This window comes from Bradyrhizobium algeriense (assembly GCF_036924595.1).
In the GTDB taxonomy this organism is placed as follows: Bacteria; Pseudomonadota; Alphaproteobacteria; order Rhizobiales; family Xanthobacteraceae; genus Bradyrhizobium; species Bradyrhizobium algeriense.
The window spans coordinates 236,665-262,213 of record NZ_JAZHRV010000001.1 but is presented as its reverse complement, the minus strand read 5'-3'; the positions used below and the strand labels follow the sequence as shown (position 1 = coordinate 262,213).

Here is a 25,549-nt window from a genome sequence, read left to right as displayed (position 1 = left end):
GCCTGCCCGAATCTGCATTGAATTTCACTGCACCGCAGGGCAGGACACGGAACGGGGCATGGGTTATACGGGCGGGAAATTCATCGCTCGCAAACGGACGCGCCCATGCCCCCCTCCCCGCAAAAAGTTGCTCTCGTCACCGGCGCCGCGCGCGGGATCGGGCTGGCGACGGCCAAACGCTTTCTCGCCGAGGGCTGGCGGGTGGCGATGCTCGACATCGAGGGCGAATTGCTGCGCGGCGCGGTCGCTGACCTTGCGAACGCTGACAACACGCTGGCGCTGCATTGCGATGTTTCCGATGCGGGCGCGGTGGCGAACGCCATGGCGACGGTGAGCGAGTGCTTCGGCCGCCTCGACGCGCTGGTCAACAATGCCGGCATCGCGGTGTTCGCACCTCTGCTCGACACCTCGGATGAAGACTGGAGCCGCATCCTGCAAGTCAACCTCACCGGGCCGTTTATCTGCACCAAGGCGGCGGCGCCCCTGATGCGCGAACATGGCGGCGGCGCGATCGTCAACATCACCTCGATCTCGGCGGTGCGCGCCTCCACGCTGCGCTCGGCCTACGGTACCAGCAAAGCCGGGCTGGCACATCTGACAAAGCAGCTCGCGGTCGAACTGGCTTCGCTCGGCATCCGCGTCAATGCGGTAGCGCCCGGCCCGGTCGAAACCGCGATGGCAAAGCAGGTCCACACGCCGGAAATCCGCGCCGACTATCACGACGCCATTCCGCTGAATCGGTACGGCCTCGAGGAGGAACTGGCGGAAGCGATCTTCTTCCTGTGCAGCGATCGTTCGAGCTACATCACCGGGCAGGTCCTCGCCGTCGACGGCGGTTTCGATGCCGCCGGCATCGGTCTGCCGACGCTGCGCGGCGCGCGGCGGAACGGGTAAGCCTGCTTCTTCCCGCTCCCCGTGAGTGGGGCGACGGAAACGCGGCAAACAAAAAATGCTGATGCATAACCGGTTCCGATTGAATCAGAACCGAAGCTCCAGGTTCTTGATTTGACGCGTTTTCTCCATGCGAACCGGAATCCGCTTCACTCGAAATGCCAAAGCGCCCTTCGCTGGCGCAGCGTGACCTTCACGTCGCAAACGCTTAGGTTGTGCCGGCGATGGTCCGGCGCCCTGCCCATGGAAAAAACTTCACACCGGATCGCGGGAGTGTCGTGTCATGTCGGGAATACTCATCAACCTGATCATCCAGATCGTCAGCGGCGCCATCGGCGGCAATGTCGCAGGGAGCGCTGCCAAGAACATCGATCTCGGCATGGTTGGAAACACCATCGCGGGCGCCATCGGCGGTGGTGCCGGAGGGCAGCTTCTGGGCATGCTGATTCCACTGCTGGCCAATAGCGCCTCGACGCCCGATATCGGCAGCATCGTCGGCCAGATCGCCGGCGGCGGCGTCGCCGGCGCCGTTCTCACCGCGATCGTCGGCGCCATCAAGAACCGGGCGGCCTGAGCGGTCCGCGACCACACGCCTGCATATTTGGCGGCGGACATTGCAAAAAATCGCATTTGTCCGCTTGAAAACGCTATTGGTCTTTCGAGCGCTGGTTGACCGCAACCACGCGCCAACCTTCCTCGAGCCGATCGATCCGCGTCAGCGACAGAGGATCGACCACGAAGCGCAGCGCCTGCTCGGGCACGAGATCGAGCGCGATGGCGAGCACGGCGCGGATGGTGCCGGAATGCACGACGAGGATTGCATCGCCCGCGGGGAGAGCCGCAAGCCCAGCGCCGGCGCGCGCGATCTGGTCGACAAAACTTTCACCGCCGGGCGGCCGATTGCTCGCAGCCGATTTCCAGAATTCGCGATAGGCCGGGCCGAGTTCGCGTTCGAGTTCGTTGTGACGCCGTCCGGTCCACGCACCAAAATCCTGTTCGCGAAAGGCCGCCTGTTCGACTGCAACAAGACCCAGTCTCTCGGCCGTCTCCCGCGTGCGGCGCGCCGGACTGCACACCGCAAATGCGCCTCCCGGCAATCTTGCCATCAGCGCGGCAAAGGCCGTAGCATCGGAAAGGTCGGCCGGCGCGTCGGGTCCGTGAATCACCCCGCGCGGTCCGTCGACCGGCGCGTGGCGGATCAGCCAGAGATTTGTCTGGGCATTCACGGCTGCGCCAACCGTGCGGCGAGCAGGACAAGGATCGCGGTCTCGGCCACTTGCTCGGCGCCGCCGAGCACGTCGCCGGTCTGGCCGCCGACCTGCCGCAGCGCCAGCCACGCGATGCCGAGCCCGCTCAGGCCCGCCATCGCCGCCGCGTAGAACCCGTTGCTCCATGACAACGACAACAGCGCGATCAGCAGCGCCAGCCCGCCGGCGATGGCCGCCGTCGCCGCATCGGGCTGGCCGGCATTGCGGGCCAGCCCATCCTTGCGCGCATAAGGCAGGTTCAGCGACATCGCAGGCAAGATGCCGCGCCCCAGCGCGTGCGCGGCGATCAGGCTCGGGATGACATAGCCGTCCGGGACCGCCGCCAGCGCCGACAGTTTTGCGGCAAAACTCACCAGCAGGATCATGGCGCCATAGGTGCCGAGCCGGCTGTCGCGCATGATCTCCAACTTCGATTCGAGATTGCGGCCGCCTCCGAATCCGTCAGCAACGTCGGCAAGGCCATCCTCATGCAGCGCGCCTGTCATGATGGCGCTTGCGCCCAGGGCCAACGCGGCGGCGGCCAAATCAGGCACGCCGACGGATCGCAGGCCGAGACACAGCAATCCCACGACGGCGCCGATCAGCGCGCCGACCACCGGGAACATCCGGTGCGCGCGCACGAAATTCGCAGGGATAGCGCCATCGGGATGCGGCATCGGCAGCCGCGTCAGGAACGCGACGGCGGTTTTGAAATCGTCGAACCATTCATTCATGGAGGTGTCCGGAGAATCGTTTTAGCGTGCGGCCCCGCCCCGACGTCCCGAGAGAATCGCATGCAGTTCGCCAGTCTAGACGACATCCGCGCCTTCTGTCGCGACCTGCCCGGCGGCGACCAGCGATTCGCTGACATGGCCGCACACCGCCAACAGAATCTGACAAAGCCGCCGGGCAGCCTCGGCCGTCTCGAAGAACTCGCGATATGGCTGGCGCAATGGCAGGGCCGCGAGAAGCCGCGACTGGAGCGCGTCACCATTGCCGTGTTCGTCGGCAATCACGGCGTCGCTTCGCGCGGCGTCTCGGCCTATCCGCAGGCCGTCACCGCGCAGATGGTGGCGAATTTTGCCGCGGGAGGCGCGGCCATCAACCAGATCGCAAAAGCGGCTGCCGCCGAGCTCTGCGTGGTGCCGATCGAACTCGAACGTCCCACGCACGATTTCACCGAAGCGGCGGCGATGAGCCCGGAGGAATATCTCGAAGCGGTCGACGCCGGATATCGCACCGTGCCTGACGATTGCGATCTGCTGGCGGTCGGCGAGATGGGCATCGCGAACACGACGGCGGCGGCAATGCTGTGTGCGGCCTTGCTCGGCGGCGGCGCGGCGCGCTGGGCCGGCCGCGGCACCGGCGTCGACGATGACGGGCTGGCGCGCAAGCGCGCGGCGATCGAGACCGCGCTGAATTTCCATCGCGGCATTTTGGGCGATCCGCTGGCGGTGGCGGCAGCGCTCGGCGGCCGCGAACTCGCGGCGATCGCCGGCGCCGGGCTCGCCGCAAGGCAACATAACGTTCCGGTGCTGCTCGACGGTTTCGTGGCAACAGCGGCGGTGCTGCCGCTCGCGCGTCTCGATGCATCCGCGCTCGATCATTGCCGCGCCGGGCACGTCTCGGCCGAATCCGGCCACCGCGACCTCTTGCGCGAAATGAGGCTGCTTCCGCTGCTCGACCTCGACATGCGGCTCGGCGAGGCGTCCGGTGCGGGCGTTGCGATCCTGCTGGCACGCGCCGCGCTGGCTTGCCATGCTGGGATGGCGACATTCACGGAGGCTGGCGTCTCCGGCGCGGGGGATTGACGAAACCTTGCCACATATGTCTGCGTAACTGCCTCAGGGCAGACAATGCTGACGGAGGAGCCGCGCATGCGAACAGCGGTCGTCAAGGTAGTCGTTGTCGCCGCCGCGCTGTTCGCGGCGATCGCCCCTGCGCGGGCCGAGGTTCGCATTCTCGCGAGCCCGGGCGGACAGGTCGGCCCGTTTATCGCGCTGTTCGATCGCGTGAACGCCTCCGGCGAGCGGGTCGTAATCGACGGGCCATGCCTGTCGGCGTGCACACTGGTGCTGATGATGGTGCCGACTGAGCGCATCTGCGTGACGCGCCGTGCGGTGCTCGGCTTTCACGCCGCACGGTCGATCGACGGCCGCGGGCGAATTTACGCCGAACCGGAAGCCTCGCGGGATGTGGAGGCAGCCTATCCGGCGCCGGTGCGGGACTGGATCGGCCGCCGCGGCGGATTGACGTCGCGGCTGCTGCTGTTGCGTGGGCGCGAACTCGCCGCAATCTATCCGCGGTGCAAGTAGGGCTTCGTAGGGCGGGCAAAGGCGCCCCTTGGCGCCGTGCCCACCATTTCTAGCTCGCCCGAAAATGGTGGGCACGCTTCCGCCTTCGCTCGCTGAGCTACGGCAGACAAGTCGCTTTGCCCACCCTTGTCTCGCATCACATGTCTTCCTTCGGGCAGTTCACCATCCAGGGAATGCCGAACTTGTCGACGCACATGCCAAAGCCGTTGGAGAAGAAGGTCTTGCCGAACGGCATCCGCACCGTGCCGCCCTCGGCGAGCGCGTTGAACCGACGCTCGGCGTCCGCGGGATCCTCGACCGCGAGTGCGACGGAGATGCCCTGCGGCTGATGGTAATCGCCGGGCGTGGCGTCGGACGCCATCAACACCTCGCCGTCGACGGTGATGCGGGCATGCATGATCTTGGTCTTCCAGTCCGGCGGCATCGGCATGTCGGCGGGACCGTCACCGTACGGCATCATTGCCTCGATCTGCGCACCCAGCGCCTTCTGATAGTATTTTAGCGCTTCCTCGCAATTGCCGTTGTAGAACAGATAGGGATTGACTTGCATCGCGGTCTCCTTGGGTAACTGGAATTCGAGTGACGAGTTATTTCTCGGTGAGCTTCTTCAAATTGGCAAGACCGGCTTCGAAATCCTTTCCGATCATGCTGTCCAGATTCATGAACACCTGAATCAGCCTGGACATGAAATTCGCGGGACCATGCATCAGCCATGTGACATGGGTGCCATCGCCCTGCGGCAGCATTGTGAACTCGGCGGTGTTGTGGCCTTCGAACGGCGTGAAGAAATCGAGCTTGATGACGATCTTTTGCGGCGCGGAGGCTTCCAGAATTTCCATGCGGCCGGAACCGACATTCTTGTCGCCGGCCCAGGCATAGACCGCGCCCTTGCCGCGCTCCGCGCCGCTATAGGTGCGCTTCATCGCCGGATCCTTCTGCTCGTAGGGCGACCAGCTCAGCCACTGATGAAAGTCGGAGATCAGCGGAAAGATCCCTTCCGGCGGCGCCTTGATGCTGGTCGAGCGCTGCACGCGCAGCGTGCCCGGCTTGGTCGCAGCGAGAATAAGGACCGCGGCGATGGCGATCGCCAATATGACAGCGATGATGACAAGAACTTCAGACATGTCTGGCTCCACAAGATGTTGCCGCTGATCAACGGCGGAACGGGATCAAGGTTTGCAAATTCCGGTCGCGCAGCCACAGCCCGCCCCATACCATCAGGCCTAGATAGAGTCCGAACAGCGTGTGCGTGAACAGAGGACTGCCGATCCGTACATGCGAGGCCATGGCGCCGCCGAGATAGCCGGTGAGCAGGATCGCACCGAGGATCGAGGTCGGCGGAATCGAATAGAGCACGGTGCAGACGATGGTGATGAGGCCGAGACTGCGCGCCATCGTCTCGCTCGAACCATAGCCCATCCTGTCCATGGTTTCGGTGACGATCGGCCACGGCACCAGCTTGATGGCGCCGTCGAACATCAGGAACACGATGACGAGTGCGCTGAGGATGCGGCCGGTCCAGCGCGCGGGATTTGGGACTGGCGTAGTCTCGGTGATCGTTGTCATGGCTTGCTCCTGTCGTGTCGTCTTGAATGGCTGCTCGAATTCAAGACGAACGACGGGAGGCGGAAGCCGACAGAGGGAGTGAATTTTTTTTGTGGCGTTCGGCCTTCTTCCCTTCTCCCCTTGTGGGAGAAGGTGGATCGAATGAGCGTCAGCTCATTCGAGACGGATGAGGGGTTTGCATCCGCGGGGAGAACCCCTCATCCGGCGCTTCGCGCCACCTTCTCCCACAAGGGGAGAAGGAAGCAAGGGGAGAAGGGAGAAGCTACTTCCCCGCTTTTTTGCCGCGGGGCTGGCTGTCGCGCTGGAGGCGGTCGAGATGCATGCGGATGTGGGCGGCTTCGGCCGAGGTGTTTGCGAGCGCAATGGCGCGGTCGAAGGCCGTGCGGGCTTCGTCGTTGCGGCCGAGCTGCATCAGGAAGGCGCCGCGCACGCCGAAGAAATGAAAATAGTTCGACAGCCGCGGCGCCAACGGCTCGATCATGTCGAGCCCGGCCTGCGGTCCCTTCACCTTGGATACGGCGACCGCGCGGTTCAGCGTCACCACCGGCGACGGCTGCATGATTTCGAGCGCGCCATAGAGCAGGTCGATCTGGGTCCAGTCGGTATCTTCGGGCTTTTCGGCGCGGGCATGCAGCGCCGCGATCGCGGCCTGCACTTGATAAGGCCCGCTGCGGCGATGGCGCATCGCCTTGTCGATCAGCGCCAGCCCCTCGGCGATGAGAGACTTATTCCACTTTGAACGGTCCTGATCGTCGAGCAGGATCACCGCGCCATCCGCATCGAAGCGGGCCGCAGCGCGCGCGTGCTGTATCAGCAGCAGCGCGGTCAGCCCCATGATCTCGGGCTCGCTCTGGAACAGCCGCAGCAACAGCCGGGCCAGACGAATCGCCTCCTCGCACAACGGCGCGCGGATCTCGGCGGTATCGCCCGAGGCCGAATAGCCCTCGTTGAAGATCAGGTAGATCATGGCGGCGACGGAGGTGAGGCGTTCAGAGCGTTCCACCGCGCCCGGCGTTTCGAACGGCACGTCGGCGTCGGCGACGCGCGCCTTGGCCCGCGTGATGCGCTGCTCCATCGCGGCTTCCGAGACCAGGAAGGCGCGCGCGATCTGCTTGACCGTCAGCCCTGAGACGATGCGCAGCGCGAGCGCGATCTGCTGGGTCGCCGGCAGATCCGGATGGCAGCAGATGAACAACAGCCGCAGGATGTCGTCGCGGTAGTGCGACCCGTCGAGACGCTCGGCAAGCTGTTCCTCGGCGTCATCGAGATCGGAAATCGCCTCGTCCTCGGGCAAGGCCTCCTGCTTCTTGCTCCGCCTGATATCGTCGATCGCGACATTGCGCCCGACCATGATCAGCCACGCCGCGGGATCGCGCGGCGGACCGTTCTGCGGCCAGCTCTTCAGCGCACGGAGGCAGGCGTTCTGAAACGCCTCCTCGGCGGTGTCGAGATTGCGGAAATAGCGCAGCAACGCGCCGACCGCCTGGGGGCGAGCCGAGGTCAGCGCGGCATCGATCCAGGCGGCGTCGGTCATGGCTGCACGCTCCCCGGCACAAACTGGCCGACGGGGCGGATCTCGTAAGCGCCGCCGGGATTGGCCGCGCCGAGGTCGCGGGCGACATCGAGCGCCTCATCGAGGTTCTTGCAGTCGACGAGATAGAAGCCGAGCAACTGTTCCTTGGTTTCGGCATAGGGGCCGTCCAGCACCAGCGGCGGATCGTCCTTGCGCAGCGTGGCCGCCGATGTGGTCGGCAGCAGCCGCGCCACCGGGCCGAGCCGGCCCTGTTTGGTCAGTTTGTCCTGCACGACGGCAAGCTTCTTCATGACCGCGGCGTCCTGTTCCTTGGTCCAGGAACCGACGGTGTCCTCGTCGTGATAGCAAAGGATGGCGTAAAGCATGGGACCAAGCATCTCCGTTGTCTTGATGACGAACGATTATGCCTTTAGCCGACAGAGGCGTCGAAGAAATTTTGAAAATGTTCCGCCGCCGGTCAGGGACCGATGATCGGCGGCGGTGGCGGATTGAAGTGCCGGTAGGTGTGGACGACCGCCTTGGAACAAAGGCCGCATACGGCGAGGACCAGAAGGATGATCTTCATCCTGGTCCTGCGGGCCTCGCGCCTCGTCGTGCCAGCGTCGCGGAGACAGTTTCGCCAGCAAAGCGCCAGCGAAAGCACCACCACCGCGATGATGACCGCCTGAATCACCAGGAGATGCCATACTGCGCGGCGATTTGGCGCGCCTTTTGCTCGTCGGTCTGGCGCCGGGTCGTCCCGGAGCGGGAGGTCTGCTTCCTGAAGGCTTGCTTCCTGGAGGCCAGCTTCCTGGAGGCTTGCGGCTTCGCGGCGTCAACGGTGGCAGATGGCGCGGCGGGCGGCGCGGCAACGGGCGTCGCAGATACCGCCGGCGCATCGTCGCCAGCTGGCACCCGATCGATGCGTTCAGCGGCCTGCGCCGAGACGGAAGCGAGAGCGAAAGCAGCGATGAGGACCAGTTTGCGCACTTGAAGTCTCCCTTGTTGGATGAAAGGAGGCTAGAGAAGCGGTTCGATCGATTAAGTGATGGAAGTCACGCCGGTGACGATGCGAAAGGGACAACTGAGAGAATGACAGTGAACAAAGGTGCGCTCGCTATCCTGGTGCATGGCGGGACTGAAAACTGGTCGCCGCGACGCTGGAAAAGCCGGTTCGACGACGTCTGCCCGGACCGCCGCGTGCTGCTGGTGCCCGATACCTCGTTCGATCCGGCCGAGGTGCATTACGCCGCGGTGTGGAAGCCGCGTCCGGGCGAGCTTGCCGCCTTCCCCAATCTGCGTGTCATCTTCAACCTGGGCGCCGGTGTCGATGCGCTGATGGCGGACCGCTCATTGCCCGACGTAACGCTGGTGCGCGTGGCCGTCACCGATCTCACCGCGCGGATGACGGAATATGTCGTGCTGCACGTGCTGATGCACCACCGGCAGGAGCTTTACTTGCGGGAGTCGCAGCGCGCCAAGCGCTGGGCGCCGAAATTGCAATGGGCGGCGAGCGCGATCTCGGTCGGCGTCATGGGGCTGGGCATGCTCGGGGCTGATGCGGCCGATGCGCTCAAGCGTCTCGGTTTTCGCGTTTCCGGCTGGAGCCGCAGTCCCAGGGCCATCAACGGCATCGATTGCTTTCACGGCGAAGCGCAGTTCGACGCGTTCCTGCGACAGACCGACATCCTGGTCTGCCTGCTGCCGCTGACGCCGGAGACGCGGCACATTCTCAACCGCGCGCTGTTTGAAAAGCTGAACCGCACGAGCCCGCTCGGCGCGCCGGTGCTGATCAATGCCGGCCGCGGGGGCTTGCAGAACGAGGCCGACATCCTGCAATGCCTCGATGACGGCACGCTCGGTGGCGCCTCGCTCGACGTCTACGCCACCGAGCCGCTGCCCGTGGACAGCCCGTTCTGGACCCACCCAAAAGTGGTGCTGACCCCGCACAACGCCGCGGATACCGATGCCGACGAGATATCCAAATACGTCGCGCAGCAGATCGCGCGCTTCGAGGCGGGCGACGCGCTGGAGAATGTGGTGGATCGCAACCGGGGGTATTGATGATTTGGTCGTCTCTGCCGGTGCTGCATGGCGGCTGGAGCCCAGCCTCATTCAGGTTTGATGTTGCCAGCAGTGACGACGTGGCGCCATTTCTCAATCGAAGTATCGATATGGGCCATGTATTGCTGCGGTGTGGAACCGATTGGTTCGTAGCCGATCTCGTCGAGACGCCGGCGCAGGTCGCCGGATTTTAGTGCGGCCTGTGCCACCATGCCGAGTCGAGTGACGATGGCTTCCGGCAAACTGGCAGGTGCAACGATTCCAAAGTCGGGCGCTGCGTCTATCTTCGGCAGACCGGCCTCTGCCATGCTGGGCACGTCGGGCAGTTGCGGGATCCGTCCCGTCGTGCTTCCCAACGCCCGCAACTTGCCGTCGCGAACATGCTCGAGAACGGCGGGGATCGTACTGAAAGTGAAATCAACCTTCCCGCCGAGCAGATCAATAATGGATGGGCCTCCGCCGCGATAAGGCACCGGGACAACGTCGATGCCGGTTTCCTGCCGGAATTGTTCACAGCCGAGATGAACAGCCGTGCCGAGGCCGGCGGTCGCCATGCTCAGCGTGCCGGGCTTCGACTTGGCGAGTGCGATCAGCTCCTTTACGTTGCTGACTGGAAGAGATTCCGAAACCACCAGCAGCAAAGAGGTGCGGGCCAGCAGGGATACCGGCGTGAAATTCTTTTTCGTATCGTACGGCAGTTTGTTCCCGAATAGGCTGGGATTGATCGTGAATGCGCTGTCGACGACGCCGATCGTGTAGCCGTCGGGCGCGGCAGTCGCAATCGCCTGGGTACCGATGATGCTCGCACCGCCTCCCCGGTTGTCGATAAAGAGCGATTGGCCGAGCTTCTCGCCCATCGCACCGGCGACGAGGCGTGCGACGATGTCCGATGCGCCGCCGGCGGCGTAAGGGACGACGACACGGATGGGACGCTGCGGATATTGTTGCGCCTGTGCGCGTCGTCCAGCGAGCGATGTCGCCGCGACGGATGTCAAGCCGGTCAAAAGAGAGCGTCGATCTATACGGATCATGATTTCGTGTCCTGGTTTCTGGTCAGTCGTCAGGCGCGATATTGATCGATGAGGTCCATATCCGGATCGCCGCCGAGACCCGGCCCATCGGGAATATCGATAAAACCGTCCGCAATCGGCGCGAAGCTGCCGCAGGGATCGAAGGCAAGATCGCAATAAAATCGTTCCAGGGCGCTCGCTTGCTCCTTGGCTGCCAGCACCTGGATCGTCGCGAGATAGCCCGGGCCGAAGAATGGCGAGTGGGGGACGCAAGTTGCTCCGGCCGCTTCCGACTCGGTGCAGATCCGCCAGAGCGGTGTAAGGCCGCCGATCTTGATCACGCTGGGTTGAACATAGTCGACGCAATCATCTGCGAGCATTTTTTTGAAATCGAGAGCATTGCCGGCGTTCTCTCCGATGGCGGTCGCAACGCCAGTCGTATGCCTCAGCGCGGCTAGCGATGCGAAATCTTCCGGCGGCCAGATCGGTTCTTCGATCCACAGAAGATCGGAAGGCGCCATTTCGGTAACAGCATCGGCTGCATCCGCGGGCAACCACGCACAATTGGTATCGACCATCAACGGCACGTTCGGCCCCGCGACGTCGCGGGCCGCTGCGACCGCTTCGGCCGTGCGCTCGTGCAATTTGATCTGTTGAAAACCGTCACCGAGCGCGCGGTCGACGATGCGCCGAACCCGATCCAGGTCGCCATTGTACTGCAGCAGGGACGCATAAACCCCAATGCGATCGCGCCTGCGACCGCCAAGCAAAGTCGCAACCGGCACTCCGGCAAGTTTGCCTCGGATGTCCCATAGAGCGATGTCGAGACCGCTGATGGCGTGAATGGTGGCGCCCGCGCGACCCAGATTATGCAGAGTTCGCTCAATCCGCGCCGGCAACTCCACATCGTCGACTTTCTGGCCAATCGCCAGTGGAGCGACCCATTGGTCGATCGCCGGAACGACCGCCGACCAAAAGCCGCCATAGGCTTCGCCCCAGCCCACCGTGCCACGATCGGTCGTGACCCGTACCAGAACGGTATCGAGCGTGGTGCGTGGCTGGCCTGCGAAGGCCGGTGACGGCCCCCAATGGTCAAATGGAATTCGCAGCGCGAATGCCGTGATTGCCGCGATCGTTGGTGCGCTCATGGAATGGAACCTTCGACGATCCGGCTTGCCCTTCGACGAGGCCGGCAAATACGGCCTGGTTGGCCGTCCGAAGCGATTGTCGTCGCAAGATGCATGTGTTCAAAATACCAAAAGCTGCACCAATCATGTCTTGGGGTTATGATGTTGAGCGTTCGGGAGTTGGAGGTCTTTCGCCGCGTTATGGAGCTGGGCACCGTTACCGCGGCCGCCGAGGCACTTCATATTTCCCAACCGGCCGTCAGCCGGACCCTCCAGCAGGCGGAACGACGGCTCGGATTCTCGCTATTTTTGCGCCGGAGGAAGCGATTGCTGGCAACGCCGGAGGCCCAGTCGTTGTTTTCGGAAACAGTCAGGGCGTTCGCTGCCCTCGATGTCGTCCAGAAGCGCGCTGCCGACCTCGGAGCGGGGCGCGCGGGCGGGCTCAATATCGCGGCGATTTCGGCCTTCGCAAATGCGTTGCTTCCGAAGGCCGTCGCAACATTCTGCAAATCGCGGCCTGATGTCGTTGTCACGCTTCAGTCGATGAGCGCGCTGCAAGTCGCCACGCACGTCGCCAATCACCAGGCAGATCTGGGGTTCGTCATCGATTCCATCGCGGCGCCGGGCGTGTCTGTGAGCGATCTCTGGGCCACCGACTTCGGATGCGTCATGCCGCGCACGCATCCGTTGGCGTCAACGCTTCATGTCGTGCCCGCTGATCTCGAGCATGAAAGGTTGATATGTCTGAGCAGGCAGCTCCCTTTGGGAATCCTCGCCGTACGCGTTTTTGCAGATGCAGACGTCCCGTTGAAGACTGCAATCGAGGTATCACAGTCCACAGTCGCATGCGCGCTGGTGCGAGCCGGTGCAGGTCTGGCGTTATTGGACGGGCTCGGAACGATGGGGATGCCGGCAGCAGATCTGGTCATGCGGCCGTTCCATCCTTCCGTCAAGGTAATGGGCAGGCTCGTCCGACCGCGCCACCTGCTGCAGTCTCGGTTGACCCGCGATTTTATCGACACTCTGAGTGACGTCATAAAAACCCAGGATAGTTGCGCCGATACCGCCGAAAGCGTCACGATATCCCGGGCCGTCAGCGAAAAGAATTCGTAAGGTTGGCGCTTCCCAGCCCGGACACAACGCTGGAGGACGCGTCGCGGACGACGAGATGAGGGGTGACGATCTGGACGGGGTCGGCCATGTCTAAGCTCCTGATTTAGGACAACGTCATGAAGACGAGCGAGGAAACCGGAAACCGACAGCGATCAGAAAAGAAAGATCGTCCCGAAAAGATCGTGTCCCGGCCTTGAGCCGAGACCTATAGCCAACCGGACATGATCGCTTTGGAAGGGGACTGCCACTTCGCTAAAGTGAAATCGCGGGGGGCTTGGGCCTCGGCTCAAGGCCGGGACACGAAAGGGGAGCAAGCGGAACTAGGCCCCGAGCATCACATCGAGCGCGCCGTTCACGATCGCCTCCAGCTCCTTGCGCGGCGTCCTGGCGCGGGCGCGGATCGCGATAGTGTGAATGGTGGCGGAGGCGAGTTGCGCCAGCACGACCGGATCGGCGCTGTTGGATAGCTCGCCCTTCTCCTTGGCGAGCCGGAAACAGGCCGCAAAGGCCTTGTCGAGTTCGGTAAAGCCTTCCAGCACCATGGCGCGAATATCGGGATCGTGCACCGCCTCGGAGGCCGCGGTCATCACCGTGAAGCAGCCGCGCGGACCGGATTCCCCGGAAAGATAAATGTCGAGCGCCACCGCATAGATCCGCTCCAGCCGCCGGCGGACCGGCAGCTCGTCGCGGAAGACGTCGCCCATGGCCGCGCGCGCGTCCTCGCGATAGCGGCGGTAGCTCTTGATGAACAGTTCGCGCTTGTCGCCGAACGCGCCGTAAAGGCTCGGCCGGTTCATGCCGGTGGCGGCAGAGAGATCGTCCAGCGAGGTCGCCGCGAAGCCATCCTTGCGGAACAGATCGAGCGCCTTGCCGAGCGCGACGTCCGGCTGGTAGGCGCGCGGCCGGCCGCGGCGCCTGGGCGCCACGGGATCGTCGATCTTCGTCACGGGCGGCTTTTTACTTTTTTGTACCATTTCGCAATAAATTCCTTGACCACGCTTATATTATGCGGAACAGTATAAAAATCAATCCCTGCCCGCCCTGAGCGCCGGCCCGATTGATCAACCGCCAAGGAGGCAAACCATGGATCTGTATTTTTCGCCGCTCGCCTGCTCACTGGCGACACGGATTGCGCTGTATGAAGCCGGCGCAGAGGCCAACTATCTCGAGGTCGATCCCAAGACCAAGGTGGTGCAGAAGGACGGCTCGGATTTCCGCGCGGTCAACCCGCTCGGGCTGGTGCCGACGCTGCGCACCGACGATGGGACGGTGCTGACCGAGAACGCCGCGATCCTGCAATATGTCGCCGATCGTTTTCCCAGCGCCGGCATCTCGGCAGAATCTGCGGAGGAGCGCAGCCGCCTGCATCAATGGCTCTGCTTCATCGGCACCGAGCTGCACAAGGCGCTGTTCGTGCCGCTGCTCGACAAGACGGCGCCGCAGGACGCCAAGACCTACGCGCTGACCAAGAACCTCTCGCGGCTCGACTATCTCGATAACTACCTGAAGGGCCGCGAATTCCTGCTCGATCATTTCAGCGTGGCCGATGCCTACCTCGTCACCATCATCAACTGGACGATGGCGACGCCTCCGATCGAGCTGGCGAAATGGCCCAACGTGAAGGCCTATTACGAACGGCTGCGCGCCCGCCCCAGCATCGCGAAAGCGTCCGCCGAGGAGTTCGAGTTGTACAAGGCCGAACTCGCGCGGCATAAGGCTGCGGCGTAAGCAGGCGTCGCCCGGATGGAGCGAGTAACTCATACTGGCGGCGCGAGCAACCGCGCCGTCAGATCACTCAGCGCCCGACGAAAGATTCCGGCGTCGTTGCGCGCCCGCGCCAGCACCAGCGCACCCTGAATGGTGAGCAGCGCATCCTCCGCGCGCCGCTGCGCCTGGCTCCTGCTCAATCCGGATCGCCGCAAGAGCTGCGCCAGCGCGACCTGCCAGCGGGCAAAATAGCTATCGACCGCTTCGGCAAACGTATCGCGCGCCGCCCCGAGCGCGACCAGGCCGACCAGACAGACGCGATCGCCGGAATGAAAATACTGGTCGACGCCCGCGATCATCGCGGCGATCGCGCGCGCGGGGTCGTCAGCTTCGCGCAACGGCGCATAGATGTTGAGCTCGAACCAGCCGTCGATGTCGGCCAGCACCTCGGTGGCCATCTGCTCCTTGCCGCCGGAGAACAGGTGATAGAGGCTGCCCTTGCCGAGCCCGGTGGCCTCCGTGATCAGCGTCAGCGAGGCGCCTTCATAGCCATGCGCGCGAAACACCTCGCCGAGCGCGCGCAACACTTGCCTGCGCTCGACGCCCTTCTTCAGCATGGCGTCACAGCGGGTTATCGCCTAGGCCCGCGACATCGGCCGGGCGCGGCCCTGGGGCCGGCCAGTGGAAGCGGCGCTCGCTTTCCTTGATGGCGATATCGTTGATGCTGGCCTCGCGCCGCCGCATCAGGCCGTGTTCGTCGAACTCCCATTGCTCGTTGCCGTAGGAGCGATGCCACTGCCCGGCCTCGTCGTGCCACTCATACTGGAAGCGCACGGCAATGCGGTTTTGATCGAACGCCCAGAGATCCTTGATCAGGCGATAGTCGTATTCCCTAGCCCATTTGCGGGTAAGGAATTTGACGATCGCATCGCGTCCTTCAAAGAATTCGGCGCGGTTACGCCAGCGGCTGTCCTCGGTATAGGCGAGCGACACCTTGACCGGATCGCGCGAATTCCAGGCGTCTTCCGCCATGCGCGCCTTCTGGGCGGCGGTTTCGCGGGTGAAGGGCGGCAGCGGCGGACGCGACATGAGGCTTCTCCGGATTGGCGATCCTGAGATCATTGTACCGATCGGTACACAGAGTCAATCCGGAAAGATCAATCCGGCGCGAGATCGGCCTTCATCAATTGCCGCAGCGATTTCGGGATCGGCTTCGCCCGGCCCTCGCTGATGAAGGCAACGCGCACCGCGGCCTTGATCAGCACCTCGTCGCCGCGCCGCACCTCCTGCGCCAGCGTGATCGAGGCACCCTTCACCGCGATCGGCCATGTCACGACGTCGAGCACGTCGTCCATGCGCGCGGGGCGCAGGAAATCGAGCTGCATCGAGCGCACCACGAAGGCAAAGCCCGGCGTCTCCTCCTGCGCCTGTTCGAACAGCGCATGCTGCGACGCGCCCATGAGACGGAGATGATTGGTGCGCCCGCGCTCCATGAAGCGCAGGTAGTTGGCGTGGTAGACGATGCCGGAGAAATCGGTGTCCTCGTAATAGACGCGCACCTGCATGTGATGGCGGCCGTCACGGATCTCGCCGTCGAGGGAGGAAGTCATTTCGATCGATTTAATTGCTCGTGAGCGCGCTTGAGAAATTCTTTCAAATCCCACGGCACAACGCGACCAGCTTCCTCGTCAGCCAAGCCCTTTTCGACAAGGCTCTTGAGCACAGCGAGCTTCCTAGCTTGTTCAGCCGGTAAATCCATGAGGGCAGACTAACAGCTTTGGCGCCGAATGCACAGGTCGCGAAACCGGTACGGCGATCAACAAAACTACGCCACCGCCGGCCTTGCCGCGCCCAGCGTCACCAGCACGATTTCGGGCGGCACCCCGAGACGGAACGGCATGATGCTGCAGCCGAGGCCGCCGGAGACCACGACGTCGCAGTTCATGCGGATGTGACCATAGGCGAGCTGCTGCCCGGACGGCGAGATCGGCGACCAGCCCAGCATCCGCACCTGGCCGCCATGCGTATGCCCGGAGAGCTGCAGCGCGACGCGCGAAGGCACGCGCCGGGCGACATCGGGCTCATGCGCCATCAAAACCACGGGGGCATCGTCGGTGATCTTCGCCAGCGTCGCGCCGAGATCGTCGACACCGATGCGCTTGAGCGGCCTGAAGCGGCGCGCCGGCATATAGGCGAGCTGGTCGCCGAGACCTGCCAGCCAGAACGAATGGCCGTTCTTGCTGAGTTTCTTGGCGTCGTTCTCGTAAACCGGAATGCCGGCAGCCTCCAGCGCTCGGCCTGCGGACGGCAATCCCTGCCCGTGGCGCTGCACTTCCTTGTCTTCCCACCAATCGTGATTGCCGAGCACGGCGTGCACGCCAAGCGGCGCCTTCAGGCCGGCCAGCACGGCCGCCCATTCGGCATCGGGAATGAAGCGCGTCACTTTGCGATGTCCGGCCACATAGTCGCCGAGCATGACGACGATGTCAGGCTTGAGCGCATTGGTACGCTCGACGATCTCCTGGATGTGATCGAGCGACATCCAGGGATCGCAGGCGTGGAGGTCGGCGATCGCAGCGATCCTGAGCTTGAGACCTGCCGGCCATTGCGGCGGTGAGATATTGTACCGCACGACGCGAAGCCGGACGACCGGCGCACTGAACCCGTAAGCGGTGGTCGAGACGCCCAGCGCGCCCAATCCACCCATGGCTTTCAGAAAATGACGGCGAGTTAACATGTGATCCAATCGTGATGCATCGCAAACATGGTGGCGGATTGAGCCTGAATTGCGGTACGTTTGTGCAGATGGTCAGCAGAGCTCCAGCAGCTTCTCACCAGCGGTTCTGGCCTACCAGCGCATCCAGCCGCGCCTTCAGCTCATCGGACGCGCGGTAATACCATACGCCGCCGAGCAGATCGTGGAAACGCTTGTTGGTGCAAGCTTCGCGCTCGATGCGGTCGATGGTCTCCATGCTGATGACGTCCTCGAGCGGACCGGCGGCGAGCAGCGACAGCATCACCGGATTGGTCTCGATCTTAAGGATCTCGACGATGAGGTCGATTGCCTTATCGGGGTACTCCTCCCGCAGATCGCGCTCGTAGTCCATCATGGCGAAGAAATTGTCATCGCGGTCGCGCTCGGATTTCGAATACTGCTCGACCCAGGCGCCCGCCAGTTCCGGCACCGACATGGCCTCGCAATCAAGCGGATGCTTCGGCGTCCGGCGCGCGAGATCGTCGGCGCGCCAGCCCTTGCTGTCGGCAATCGCCTCGATGCGGCGCTTGAAGGGCTCATCGGGCCCGAAGTAAATCCCGCCTAGCAGCCAGCGCAACCCGGCATTTTGCTTCGCCTCGGCTTCGATCCGTCCGATCACGCTAGCACCTTGCGCATAGAGCAGCGACAGCATGAACTTGTCGTTGAGCTGCATCACCGTCGGCTTGTCGACCTCGGAGCGCAGCACTTCGAGTGCGAGATCGAGCGCGCGGTCCGGCCGCTTGTGCGGCAGATGATCGAAATAGAGGATCGCCGACCAGGTCGCGCCCGTCCGGTCGCGCCGGCTCAGGCGCTGCAGCACGCCCCACATCGAGGCAAGCTCGGCGATCGGCATGGCGTCGAGGAAGATTTCAGTATCGTCGGGTGTCGCCAGTTCCGGCGCCGCCGCAATGAGAGCGAGCATGTCAGCGTCTTCGGTCGAACCCATAGTTTGTTGCACTCCACGGCAAGCAGACCCGATGCGGAAGCGCGCCTGACATTTGCCCTTAGTGCATTGCTGGAACGATCAGGTTCGAAGCGATCAATCGTCGCTGTCGCCGTTGCCGAAAAGGCCGAACTGCGCGGGGTCGCGCGCGGGTTCGGCGAGGCCGAGATGGCGGAAGGCGTGCGAGGTCAACAATCTGCCGCGCGGGGTGCGCTGCAAATAGCCGCACTGGATCAGGAACGGCTCGATGATGTCCTCGATGGCGTCGCGCGGCTCCGACAGCGCCGCCGCCATGGTCTCGACACCGACCGGGCCGCCGCCGTAGTTCAGCGCGATCGTCGTGAGATAGCGCCGGTCCATGGCATCGAGGCCTGCGGCATCGACCTCCAGCGCGCTCAGCGCGTGGTCGGCGATGGCGCGGTCGACGGAGCTTGCATCCGCGGCGGATGCAAAGTCGCGCACGCGGCGCAGCAGTCGTCCGGCAATGCGGGGCGTGCCGCGGGCGCGGCGCGCGATCTCGTTGGCGCCATCAGGCGTCATGCCGATGTTGAGCACGCGGGCGCCGCGGGTGACGATCTTCTCCAGCTCTTCCACGGTGTAGAAATTCAACCGCACCGGAATGCCGAACCGATCGCGCAGCGGATTGGTCAAGAGGCCGGCGCGCGTGGTGGCGCCGACGAGGGTGAATTTCGCCAGCTCGATCTTGACCGAACGCGCCGCAGGTCCCTCGCCGATGATCAGGTCGAGCTGAAAATCCTCCATCGCGGGATAGAGCACTTCCTCGACCGCCGGGCTGAGACGATGAATTTCGTCGATGAAGAGCACATCGCGCTCTTCGAGATTGGTGAGCAGCGCGGCGAGATCGCCGGCTTTTGCTATCACCGGGCCTGAGGTGGCGCGAAAGCCGACGCCGAGCTCGCGCGCAACAATCTGCGCCAGCGTGGTCTTGCCGAGGCCGGGAGGGCCGACAAACAGCACGTGATCCAGCGCCTCGCCCCGCTTGCGCGCGGCCTCAATGAAGATCGAGAGATTCTTGCGCGCCTGCGCCTGCCCGACGAATTCGGACAGCAGTTGCGGACGCAGCGCGGTGTCGCCGACATCGTCGGAACGGCGCTCGGGAGTAACGATGCGGGAGGGCGGATTCACTCGCTGCCCCGCTTGTACTTGTTCGGCAGGAGTTCACCGATGCTCACGACTTTCGGCGCACGGCCGTTGTCGGGGACGATGACCCGCGCGTTGGCGTCATAGTCGTGGATCAGCTCGCGACAGATGCCGCAGGGCGAGACCACCGCGATCTTGCCGGGCTCCCCGGGCTTGGGGTGACGCACGGCGACGATGGTTTCGATGCCGTGGTCGCCGGTTTCGGTGATGGCGCGGCCGATGGCGATCGCTTCGGCGCAGACCGCGATCCGGCCGATATAGGCGTCGATATTCACGCCGGTGACGATACGGCCGTCCCGGGTGCGCATCGCAGCGCCGACCTCCTGCCAGTCGTTGCGATAACGCCGGCTGATCGCGTCAGTGGCGGCGGCGATCAGCTCTTCGTCCTTGTTGCTCAGCATGGTGGAGAATACGTTCCTTCGTCAGCCAGTGGCGAACATAGTCTATTTCGTCAGTTTCTTCAGGCCCTGCGCAGTGTCGCAGACATCGTCGGAACGTCGCCCTGGAGTGACGATGCGGGAGAGGATGGTCATGCGGGCCTCGCGAACCGCCGCGTCAGACGCCAGCAGATGAGCGACGCAATCAGTGAGGGAACAACAAAAATGAAGTAGCCTTCGAGCGGTACATTGAGCAGGTTGTGCGTTGGTTCAGGCGCCATCGCTGAGATCGAGAACATGATCAGGATTGCTGCACATCCCGCTGCCAGCATAGGCACCCATACCGAATTATGGTGAAACCTGATAGCTGCAACGGCATGAATGATGCCTACGAATAGTGCTGCGGGGGCTAAGAAATAGGACCACATCGCTATGATTGCCACCCCAACAAGGAGCAGTGGGCCGTGGTCAAACTTCATCCACCAACCCACGTTGCCGAAGATGGGCGGCCAGACCAGTAGAAAAATCGCGACAATGAGCACGGAACGCCAGAACGGCGACAGCATTCCCGCTTCATCACGGAAGAATGTGGCTCCGCTCACTTCGCCGGCTCCTTTGAGATCGTAGGGTGGGCAAAGGCGCGCTTTTGCGCCGTGCCCACCGTCTATCCGGTTGCGCCACTGAATGGTGGGCACGCTTCCGCCTTCGCTCGTTGAGCTACGGCGGACAAGTCGCTTTGCCCACCCTACGGCATCCACACTCACTTCGCCAATTCCTTCAAGCCTAGCCGGATCAGTTGCGCGGTCTCGGCATTCTCTCCCGCGCTGTGCTGTGTCGCCGACATCGTCGGAACGGCGCTCAGGCGTAGCATTGCGTTCATGCCAGAACCTGCTGGTCTGAGCGGCGGCGAAACGGCCACAGCACCGTGTTACAGATCAGCCAGCACCATATCGTGCTGCCGACATGCAGGACGAGGAATATCGACAACCTTTCCCAGGCCGGCGGACTCGCGCTTTTTACCATCACGAAGACGGCGTATGCCACGGTTACGAACAGCGATCCAAGAAAGACCGGGCGGAAGGGCACCAATCCGGTTCGCGATACGGCCTGGGCAATCGAAGCCACGAAGGCCAGAAACAGCGCCTGCGCACCGCCGGCAATATAGGAAGCGATCGCAAAGAAGCCGAACGTCCACAAATAAGCCGAGAGACCGTAGCTTGCGGCAGGCTGGCCATACCCGAACATCATTCCCGTTGCCCATATCAACAGGAAGCCGAGCGGCGGGCCGGCTGCGAGAAAGATCAGGAACACCAGCGCCGTCTTCGGCGTAAACCCCACCGCATCGCTCACATTGTCCGCCGCGTCGCTCACTTCGCGAGCTCCTTCAGCCCCAACCGAATAAGCTGCGCCGTCTCCGCGTTCTCACCCGCACTGCGCGAGGCGGCGGCGATGGCGGCCGCCGCTTGCGGCGGGCCGTAGCCGAGATTGACCAGCGCCGAGATCGCATCCGTCACCGGACGCGGCGCGCGGTCGTTGTCGATCGCGCCAGCAAGATGCACCACGGTCGGATCGACATTGGCAAACGCCGGCGCCTTGTCCTTCAATTCAGAGACGATGCGTTCGGCGACTTTCGGACCGACCCCGGGCGTGCGCGACACCGCAGCCTTGTCGCGCAGTGCGATCGCATTGGCGAGTTCGGCCGGCGGCAAAGTCGACAGCACCGCGAGTGCTACCTTGGCGCCGACGCCCTGCACGGTCTGCAGCAGGCGAAACCATTCGCGCTCGGTATCGGTGCGGAAGCCGAACAGTTTTATCTGATCCTCGCGCACGTACGTCTCGATCGACAGCAACGCGGCATCGCCGGGCGACGGCAGCGCCTGCAGCGTGCGCGACGAGCAATGCACCTGATAGCCGACGCCGCCGACGTCGAGGATCACGTAATCCTCGCCGTAGGAATCGATCAGGCCTTTGAGCTTGCCTATCATAGGTTCGCCACCTTGAGCCGCAGCGCCACGCCCTGGCGGTGATGCGCATGCGTGATGGCAATCGCCAGCGCGTCGGCGGCGTCGGCGGATTTCGGCTCGGCCTTCGGCAGCAATATTTTCAGCATCACCGCGATCTGGTTCTTGTCGGCGTGGCCGGCGCCGACCACGGTCTTCTTGACCTGGTTGGGCGCATATTCCGCAACCGATATGCCGAACATCGCGGGCGCCAGCATGGCGACCCCGCGCGCCTGGCCGAGTTTCAGCGTGGCGACGCCGTCCTTGTTGACAAAGGTTTGTTCGACCGCCGCTTCCGCCGGCCTGAAATCGCCGAGGATTGTGGCGAGCCCCTCATGGATCGCCAGCAGGCGGCTGGCCAGCGGCAGATTGTCCGGCGGCTCCACCGAACCGCAGCCAATGAAGACGAGACGGTTGCCCTCGGTCTCGATCACGCCCCAGCCGGTGCGGCGCAGGCCGGGGTCGATGCCGATGATCCGGACGGGTTGGCGAATCGGTGGGGGTGTCATGGCGTAGTGATAACGCCAGAGCCGGGTGAACGAAACATAAAGAGAACGGAAATCCCCGCGAAACCGTACTGTCCGTATTTAACCCCAAGTGTCCCAAGTAGAGTTTCGGAGCGTCCCAATTCGATTTTGGTCCGAATTGTCTCTGTCGCGTCCGTGAGCCCAATCCTATATGCTCAAAGAGAAGCATCGATAGGAGCCGTCATGTTCTCCTGGGTCGTTTTCATCACGATTCCCGTTCTCACCGTAGCGTTCTTGAGCGGACGCTTCACTGCCAAATACGCGGCAGAGAAGGGGCGCTCTACACGCGCTTGGTTCCTCTGGGGCGCCCTGTTCTTTCCGCTCTTTCCTGTTCAGTGGATGGTCTTGGGGCTCCTCCCAAAAAAGTAAGGCCGCCTCAGTTGGCGGCCTCTGTTGGGCGAAAGTTCTTTGCCGCCGTGCCATGATTGATAGATCACGCGGTCACCCGCCCATCTTCGCGACCAGCGCGTCGGAAATCTCGAAATTGGCGTAGACGTTCTGGACATCGTCGTGCTCGTTCAACAGGTCCATCAGCTTCAACAGCTTCTCGCCAGTCTCGTCGTCGACCGCGACCGTGTTCTGCGGCTTCCAGGTCAGCGCCGCCTTGCGGGCTTCGCCGAACTTCGCTTCCAGCGCCTTCGCAACCTCGCGAAAGGTTTCCTGCGAGGCGTAGATCTCGTGGCCGCTTTCGCTGGAGACCACGTCGTCGGCGCCGGCCTCGATCGCGGCATCCAGCATCGCGTCGTCGGAAGCTTTGCTGGCGTTATATTCGATGACGCCGGTGCGATCGAACATGAAAGCAACCGAGCCGGTTTCGCCGAGATTGCCGCCGGACTTGGTGAAGAAGGTGCGGACATCTGAGGCGGTGCGGTTGCGGTTGTCGGTCAGCGCCTCGACGATCACGGCGACGCCGCCGGGGCCGTAGCCCTCGTAGCGGATTTCGTCGTAGCTCTCGCTGTCGCCGCCGGTCGCCTTCTTGATGGCGCGCTCGATATTGTCCTTCGGCATGTTCTCCTGGCGTGCCGCGATCACGGCCGCGCGCAGCCGCGGATTCATGGCCGGGTCCGGGGTCCCCAATTTGGCCGCCACCGTGATTTCCCGCGCCAACTTGCCGAACAGTTTCGACTTCTGGGCATCCTGCTTGCCCTTGCGATGCATGATGTTCTTGAACTGGGAATGGCCGGCCATGCAGGGGTCTCTTGGATTCGTCCGGGAGGGATGCGGGTGAAGCGCGGCCTTATAGGCCGCTAATCGGCCGAAATCAAAGATTTGCGAACCCATGAGGGTATGTAAGTACTGCCGCCTGCCGGAATGTCAGGCAGTTGTTAACCATGATTTCATGCTCGGATGAGAGGATTTCGCACCTGTCCTCAACTTTCAAGAGACGTCATGGCGTTCGGTTTGTTCAAAAAGCGGGTGCCGGAACCGGTTGCGCCTGCCGCTGAAGCCAAGGTTCCACAGGCCTTGGCCGGGACTGAGGCCGTCATTGCCGATGGCGATTCGGCCAAGGCAGTCCTTGAACTGCTGGAGCTCGAACTTGGCGCGATGATCCGCCAGCTCGAACGCGCGGCCAACTCGGTCGCCGGCGGCGCCGAGGCGACGGCTGCGACGCTGTCGACCATCCGCCAGCGCACCGATGCCCTGACGAACCGGACCAACGCCGCCCAGGGCACCGCGACCACCTTTTCGCACGCCGCCGACAAGTTCACCCAATCGGCGCAGGGCATCGGTTCCCAGGTGCGCGACGCCAGCAAGCTTGCCGACCAGGCCAGCGAGGCCGCCCGCGAAGCCAGCGCCAATGTCGACCGCTTACGGGAATCCTCAGCGGCGATCGGCAATGTCGTCAATTTGATCGCGCAGATCGCGCGGCAGACCACGCTCTTGGCGCTCAATTCCACCATCGAGGCCGCACGCGCTGGCGAGGCCGGGCGCGGCTTCGCGGTGGTCGCGACCGAGGTGAAGGCGCTCGCGGTGCAGACCCAGAACGCGACTGAAGAGATCACCAAGAAGATCGAGGCGCTGCAGCGCGACGCCGCGGGCTCGGTCGACGCCGTGCATCGCATCTCGCAGGCGATCGAGGCGATCCGCCCGGTATTCGACAACGTCAACGGCGCGGTTGCCGAGCAGAACGCGACCACAGGCGAAATGGCTGACAATGCGGCTTCCGCGTCCAGTTTCATCGGCTCGGTCGGCGACAGCGCCACCGAGATCGATCACGCGACCAAGGAAGCCGAGGCGCATGGCGAAAGCGTCGCCCAAGCGGGACGGGCCGTCACCACATTCGCGCAGAAGCTCAAGTCGCGGTGCGCGGTGCTGCTGAGGCAGGGAGAGAAAGAAGGCGACCGCCAGGACCGCCGCAAGGACCAAAGGCTGCCCTGCAGCCTCAAGATCGAAATTGCCGCCCCGCGCGGGACGATATCAGCACCGGTCTACGAAATTTCCATGGGTGGCCTTCTGGTCAGCGGGGCAGACGCGGAAGCGCTGGCGCAGGGCCAGAGCTTCAACGCGACGCTGCAGGATATCGGCGCCTGCCGGATTCGCATCGTCCAGCGGTCGAAGGCCGGCACGCACGCGCAGTTCGAAAGGCCGGATGCGGCGCTGACCGAGAAGATCGAAGACAAATTATGGTCGATCCAGGACGACAACACCGAGGCCGTGACCCGCGCGATGGAAGCCGGCGCGGCGCTGAAGAAGATATTCGAAAACGGCATCGATAGCGGCGCCATCTCGATGGAAGACATGTTCGACACCAACTATGTCGAGATCGCAGGCAGTAACCCGGCGCAGTACCGCACCAAAATCCTGGACTGGGCCGACCGCGCGCTGCCGCCGTTTCAGGAAGCGTTCCTCGCCAGGGACAAGCGGATGGCATTCTGCGCCATGATCGACACCAACGGCTACCTGCCGGTGCACAACAAGATCTATTCGCATCCGCAGCGGCCGGGCGACGTCACCTGGAACACCGCCAACAGCCGCAACCGCCGCATCTTCAACGATCCGGCAGGCCTTGCCGCCGGGCGCAACCAGCGCGCCTATCTGATCCAAAGCTACGCCCGCGACATGGGCAACGGCAACACGGTGATGATGCGCGAGATCGACGTGCCGATCCGCGTCAAAGGCCGCCACTGGGGCGGATTCCGCACGGCCTATCGGCTCTAGTGCGCTCTCAGGCAAGACGCCAAAGCGCGAATCAAGTTCTAACCTGGAATTGGAATGCGATCGCCGCGGCGTGC

31 protein-coding genes and 1 pseudogene are annotated in these 25,549 nt (G+C 63.5%); 8 read left to right on the top strand and 24 right to left on the bottom strand.

The window, feature by feature from the left end:
• Window positions 1–105 precede the first annotated feature (105 nt).
• Together V1286_RS01285 and V1286_RS01280 are read left to right on the top strand one after the other, a co-directional pair.
• Window positions 106–894, top strand: a complete 789-nt coding sequence (locus V1286_RS01285; RefSeq protein ID WP_334477078.1) for an SDR family NAD(P)-dependent oxidoreductase — start codon at window positions 106–108, stop codon at window positions 892–894.
• A 280-nt stretch (window positions 895–1,174) separates the two neighbouring features.
• The gene (locus tag V1286_RS01280) at window positions 1,175–1,465 is read left to right on the top strand and encodes a hypothetical protein (RefSeq protein WP_334477076.1); all 291 of its coding nucleotides are present in this window, start codon (window positions 1,175–1,177) and stop codon (window positions 1,463–1,465) included.
• Between the two features lie 73 nt (window positions 1,466–1,538).
• On the opposite strand, the gene V1286_RS01275 is transcribed toward V1286_RS01280, so the two are convergent.
• The gene (locus tag V1286_RS01275; protein ID WP_334477075.1) at window positions 1,539–2,117 is read right to left on the bottom strand and encodes a histidine phosphatase family protein; all 579 of its coding nucleotides are present in this window, start codon (window positions 2,115–2,117) and stop codon (window positions 1,539–1,541) included.
• On the bottom strand, window positions 2,114–2,872 hold the full coding sequence (gene cobS / locus V1286_RS01270; protein ID WP_334477073.1) for an adenosylcobinamide-GDP ribazoletransferase: 759 nt from the start codon (window positions 2,870–2,872) through the stop codon (window positions 2,114–2,116). Before cobS ends, V1286_RS01275 begins: the two co-directional genes overlap by 4 nt.
• A gap of 60 nt (window positions 2,873–2,932) precedes the next feature.
• Here cobS and cobT point away from each other — a divergent pair, with 60 nt between their 5' ends.
• Window positions 2,933–3,949, top strand: coding sequence for a nicotinate-nucleotide--dimethylbenzimidazole phosphoribosyltransferase (gene cobT, locus V1286_RS01265; RefSeq protein WP_334477071.1), 1,017 nt, complete (start codon window positions 2,933–2,935; stop codon window positions 3,947–3,949).
• A 66-nt stretch (window positions 3,950–4,015) separates the two neighbouring features.
• Window positions 4,016–4,453, top strand: a complete 438-nt coding sequence (locus tag V1286_RS01260; protein WP_334477070.1) for a hypothetical protein — start codon at window positions 4,016–4,018, stop codon at window positions 4,451–4,453.
• A gap of 136 nt (window positions 4,454–4,589) precedes the next feature.
• On the opposite strand, the gene V1286_RS01255 is transcribed toward V1286_RS01260, so the two are convergent.
• The 6 genes from V1286_RS01255 to V1286_RS01230 form a co-directional block, all read right to left on the bottom strand.
• On the bottom strand, window positions 4,590–5,003 hold the full coding sequence (locus V1286_RS01255; protein WP_108514189.1) for a VOC family protein: 414 nt from the start codon (window positions 5,001–5,003) through the stop codon (window positions 4,590–4,592).
• Between the two features lie 37 nt (window positions 5,004–5,040).
• Window positions 5,041–5,577 (bottom strand): SRPBCC family protein, encoded by a 537-nt coding sequence (locus tag V1286_RS01250; RefSeq protein WP_334477069.1) that lies wholly within the window; start codon window positions 5,575–5,577, stop codon window positions 5,041–5,043.
• 28 nt (window positions 5,578–5,605) lie between these two features.
• Window positions 5,606–6,019, bottom strand: coding sequence for a DoxX family protein (locus V1286_RS01245; protein WP_334477067.1), 414 nt, complete (start codon window positions 6,017–6,019; stop codon window positions 5,606–5,608).
• A 262-nt stretch (window positions 6,020–6,281) separates the two neighbouring features.
• The gene (locus V1286_RS01240) at window positions 6,282–7,553 is read right to left on the bottom strand and encodes an RNA polymerase sigma factor (RefSeq protein ID WP_334477066.1); all 1,272 of its coding nucleotides are present in this window, start codon (window positions 7,551–7,553) and stop codon (window positions 6,282–6,284) included.
• A complete protein-coding gene (locus V1286_RS01235; protein ID WP_108514193.1) occupies window positions 7,550–7,918 on the bottom strand; it encodes a YciI family protein in 369 nt (122 codons plus the stop codon). Before V1286_RS01235 ends, V1286_RS01240 begins: the two co-directional genes overlap by 4 nt.
• Window positions 7,919–8,222: 304 nt before the next feature.
• The gene (locus tag V1286_RS01230; RefSeq protein WP_334477063.1) at window positions 8,223–8,522 is read right to left on the bottom strand and encodes a hypothetical protein; all 300 of its coding nucleotides are present in this window, start codon (window positions 8,520–8,522) and stop codon (window positions 8,223–8,225) included.
• A 108-nt stretch (window positions 8,523–8,630) separates the two neighbouring features.
• On the opposite strand from V1286_RS01230, the gene V1286_RS01225 reads away from it, so the two are divergent.
• Window positions 8,631–9,596, top strand: coding sequence for a 2-hydroxyacid dehydrogenase (locus V1286_RS01225; protein ID WP_334489479.1), 966 nt, complete (start codon window positions 8,631–8,633; stop codon window positions 9,594–9,596).
• Between the two features lie 47 nt (window positions 9,597–9,643).
• On the opposite strand, the gene V1286_RS01220 is transcribed toward V1286_RS01225, so the two are convergent.
• On the bottom strand, window positions 9,644–10,627 hold the full coding sequence (locus V1286_RS01220) for a Bug family tripartite tricarboxylate transporter substrate binding protein (RefSeq protein WP_334477061.1): 984 nt from the start codon (window positions 10,625–10,627) through the stop codon (window positions 9,644–9,646).
• 29 nt (window positions 10,628–10,656) lie between these two features.
• A complete protein-coding gene (locus V1286_RS01215; RefSeq protein WP_334477059.1) occupies window positions 10,657–11,754 on the bottom strand; it encodes a mandelate racemase/muconate lactonizing enzyme family protein in 1,098 nt (365 codons plus the stop codon).
• Between V1286_RS01215 and V1286_RS01210 the strand changes: the two genes are divergently transcribed.
• Window positions 11,695–12,846, top strand: coding sequence for a LysR family transcriptional regulator (locus V1286_RS01210; RefSeq protein ID WP_334477058.1), 1,152 nt, complete (start codon window positions 11,695–11,697; stop codon window positions 12,844–12,846). The genes V1286_RS01215 and V1286_RS01210 overlap by 60 nt on opposite strands.
• Before the next feature lie 320 nt (window positions 12,847–13,166).
• Here V1286_RS01210 and V1286_RS01205 read toward each other — a convergent pair whose 3' ends face one another.
• The gene (locus tag V1286_RS01205; RefSeq protein ID WP_334477056.1) at window positions 13,167–13,820 is read right to left on the bottom strand and encodes a TetR/AcrR family transcriptional regulator; all 654 of its coding nucleotides are present in this window, start codon (window positions 13,818–13,820) and stop codon (window positions 13,167–13,169) included.
• A 109-nt stretch (window positions 13,821–13,929) separates the two neighbouring features.
• Here V1286_RS01205 and V1286_RS01200 point away from each other — a divergent pair, with 109 nt between their 5' ends.
• Window positions 13,930–14,574, top strand: a complete 645-nt coding sequence (locus V1286_RS01200; protein WP_334477055.1) for a glutathione binding-like protein — start codon at window positions 13,930–13,932, stop codon at window positions 14,572–14,574.
• A 29-nt stretch (window positions 14,575–14,603) separates the two neighbouring features.
• On the opposite strand, the gene V1286_RS01195 is transcribed toward V1286_RS01200, so the two are convergent.
• The 13 genes and pseudogenes from V1286_RS01195 to V1286_RS01135 form a co-directional block, all read right to left on the bottom strand.
• Complete coding sequence (locus V1286_RS01195) at window positions 14,604–15,170, bottom strand: TetR/AcrR family transcriptional regulator (protein WP_334477054.1); 567 nt, start codon at window positions 15,168–15,170, stop codon at window positions 14,604–14,606.
• Between the two features lie 4 nt (window positions 15,171–15,174).
• A complete protein-coding gene (locus V1286_RS01190; protein WP_334477053.1) occupies window positions 15,175–15,642 on the bottom strand; it encodes a nuclear transport factor 2 family protein in 468 nt (155 codons plus the stop codon).
• Window positions 15,643–15,710: 68 nt separating this feature from the next.
• Window positions 15,711–16,163 carry a tol-pal system-associated acyl-CoA thioesterase gene (gene ybgC, locus V1286_RS01185; protein ID WP_334477051.1) on the bottom strand — a complete coding sequence of 151 codons (453 nt, stop codon included), beginning with the start codon at window positions 16,161–16,163 and terminating at the stop codon, window positions 15,711–15,713.
• A gap of 215 nt (window positions 16,164–16,378) precedes the next feature.
• Window positions 16,379–17,290, bottom strand: a complete 912-nt coding sequence (locus V1286_RS01180; protein ID WP_334477050.1) for a metallophosphoesterase — start codon at window positions 17,288–17,290, stop codon at window positions 16,379–16,381.
• Between the two features lie 94 nt (window positions 17,291–17,384).
• The gene (locus tag V1286_RS01175; RefSeq protein ID WP_334477048.1) at window positions 17,385–18,230 is read right to left on the bottom strand and encodes a DUF6869 domain-containing protein; all 846 of its coding nucleotides are present in this window, start codon (window positions 18,228–18,230) and stop codon (window positions 17,385–17,387) included.
• A gap of 117 nt (window positions 18,231–18,347) precedes the next feature.
• Window positions 18,348–19,397, bottom strand: a complete 1,050-nt coding sequence (gene ruvB / locus V1286_RS01170; protein WP_334477046.1) for a Holliday junction branch migration DNA helicase RuvB — start codon at window positions 19,395–19,397, stop codon at window positions 18,348–18,350.
• Window positions 19,394–19,813, bottom strand: coding sequence for a cytidine deaminase (locus tag V1286_RS01165; RefSeq protein WP_334477044.1), 420 nt, complete (start codon window positions 19,811–19,813; stop codon window positions 19,394–19,396). Before V1286_RS01165 ends, ruvB begins: the two co-directional genes overlap by 4 nt.
• Before the next feature lie 128 nt (window positions 19,814–19,941).
• Window positions 19,942–20,484, bottom strand: a complete 543-nt coding sequence (locus tag V1286_RS01160; protein WP_334477042.1) for a hypothetical protein — start codon at window positions 20,482–20,484, stop codon at window positions 19,942–19,944.
• Between the two features lie 65 nt (window positions 20,485–20,549).
• Window positions 20,550–20,618: pseudogene (locus V1286_RS01155) on the bottom strand (Holliday junction branch migration protein RuvA); the annotation flags it as partial.
• Window positions 20,619–20,665: 47 nt separating this feature from the next.
• A complete protein-coding gene (locus V1286_RS01150) occupies window positions 20,666–21,160 on the bottom strand; it encodes a hypothetical protein (protein ID WP_334477041.1) in 495 nt (164 codons plus the stop codon).
• Window positions 21,157–21,774, bottom strand: a complete 618-nt coding sequence (gene ruvA / locus V1286_RS01145) for a Holliday junction branch migration protein RuvA (RefSeq protein WP_334477040.1) — start codon at window positions 21,772–21,774, stop codon at window positions 21,157–21,159. Before ruvA ends, V1286_RS01150 begins: the two co-directional genes overlap by 4 nt.
• On the bottom strand, window positions 21,771–22,298 hold the full coding sequence (ruvC, locus tag V1286_RS01140) for a crossover junction endodeoxyribonuclease RuvC (protein ID WP_334477038.1): 528 nt from the start codon (window positions 22,296–22,298) through the stop codon (window positions 21,771–21,773). Before ruvC ends, ruvA begins: the two co-directional genes overlap by 4 nt.
• Before the next feature lie 459 nt (window positions 22,299–22,757).
• Window positions 22,758–23,504 carry a YebC/PmpR family DNA-binding transcriptional regulator gene (locus V1286_RS01135; RefSeq protein ID WP_334477037.1) on the bottom strand — a complete coding sequence of 249 codons (747 nt, stop codon included), beginning with the start codon at window positions 23,502–23,504 and terminating at the stop codon, window positions 22,758–22,760.
• Between the two features lie 201 nt (window positions 23,505–23,705).
• Here V1286_RS01135 and V1286_RS01130 point away from each other — a divergent pair, with 201 nt between their 5' ends.
• Window positions 23,706–25,475, top strand: coding sequence for a methyl-accepting chemotaxis protein (locus tag V1286_RS01130; protein WP_334477035.1), 1,770 nt, complete (start codon window positions 23,706–23,708; stop codon window positions 25,473–25,475).
• Window positions 25,476–25,549 lie beyond the last annotated feature (74 nt).